A 1,426-nucleotide genomic window follows, 5' to 3' on the forward strand; every position below is an offset into this window, starting at 1 on the left:
TTTTTTTTTGTGCAAGCAGAGGACGGCAATCGATATGTCCCGCTGTCCCGTGGGCCCGGGGATGTGTATAGGAGCCGGCCTCCGCCCCCCCCCCCGCCCCGCGCACCCCGGCCCCCCCCCCCCCCGCCGGGCCCGCCGCCGCGGCCACCGACCGGCCCGTCGCCCTGTCCCGGGGGCGCCGGGCCGGACTGCTGCTCGTCCTCATCCTCGGCGGGCTGTCCGCCGTCCCCCCGCTGTCCATGGACATGTACCTGCCGGCCCTGCCGGAGGTCGGCGACGCCCTGGGCACCGGCGCGGCCACCGTGCAGCTCACGCTCACCGCCTGCCTCCTCGGCCTCGGTCTCGGTCAGCTCGTCATCGGCCCGATGAGCGACCAACTCGGCCGCCGCCTCCCGCTGATGGCCGGGATGAGCGTCTACGCGCTGGCGTCCGTCGCCTGCGCCTTCGCGACCGACGCCGGAACGCTGACCGCGTTCCGGCTCGTGCAGGGACTGGCCGGAGCGGCCGGGGTCGTCGTGGCCCGCGCCGTCGTCCGCGACCTGTACGAGGGCGTGGCCATGGCCCGCTTCTTCTCCTCCCTGATGCTCATCTCCGGCATCGCGCCGGTCCTCGCGCCCGTCGTCGGCGGCCAGTTGATGCGCGTCACCGACTGGCGCGGCATCTTCCTCGTCCTCGCCGGAGCGGGCGCGGTCCTCGTTCTCGTCGTGGCCCGGTGGCTGCCCGAGACGCTGCCGCCACGGCGGCGCGGAGCGGGCGGTGTGCGGCCCGCGCTGCGCACCATGGCCGGGCTCTTCCGCGACCGGGTCTTCGCCGGTCATCTCCTCGTCGGCAGCCTCACGTTCGCCGCGCTGTTCGCGTACGTCTCCGCCTCGCCGTTCGTCATCCAGGAGATCCACGGCGCCTCGCCGCAGACGTTCAGCCTCCTGTTCATGGTCAACTCCCTCGGCATGGTGGCCATGAGCCAGGTCAACGGCAAGATCCTCGTGGGCCGGTTCCCCGCGACCCGGATCATGGCCGCGGGCCTCGCCCTCCTGGTCCTGGCCGCCGGTGCGCTACTGGCCATCACCGCCGGCGCCTTCGGCGACACCGGGCTGCTGCCCGTCTCGGCGGGCCTGTTCACGCTGATGGCGTCCATGCCGCTGGTGCTGCCCAACGCCAACTCCGAGGGCCTGGACCGCACACCGCACGCCGCCGGTTCCGCGTCCGCGCTGCTGGGCGCCTCGGCGTTCTTCGTCGGCGCCGTCGCCTCGCCGCTCGTCGGGATCGCCGGGGAGGACACGGCCGTGCCGATGGCCGTGGTCCAGCTCACCGTCGCCCTGCTGGCCGTTGTGTGCTTCGTCACGCTCGGCGCGCTGCCCCTCCGGCGCCGGTCCGCGCGCCGTCCGGGCCCGCCCGCTGCCCTCAGGCGGGCCCGGCTCACTCAGGA

Annotated in this window: 1 protein-coding gene; it reads left to right on the plus strand. The window is 74.3% G+C overall.

The genetic code is table 11. From position 1 onward, the window contains the following. Positions 1-239: 239 nt before the first annotated feature. A partial coding sequence (locus tag BN2279_RS09640) for a multidrug effflux MFS transporter (RefSeq protein WP_407702219.1) occupies positions 240-1,426 on the plus strand: 1,187 nt, incomplete at its 3' end.

Origin of the sequence: Streptomyces specialis, from assembly GCF_001493375.1 — a bacterium.
Classification (GTDB): domain Bacteria; phylum Actinomycetota; class Actinomycetes; order Streptomycetales; family Streptomycetaceae; genus Streptomyces; species Streptomyces specialis.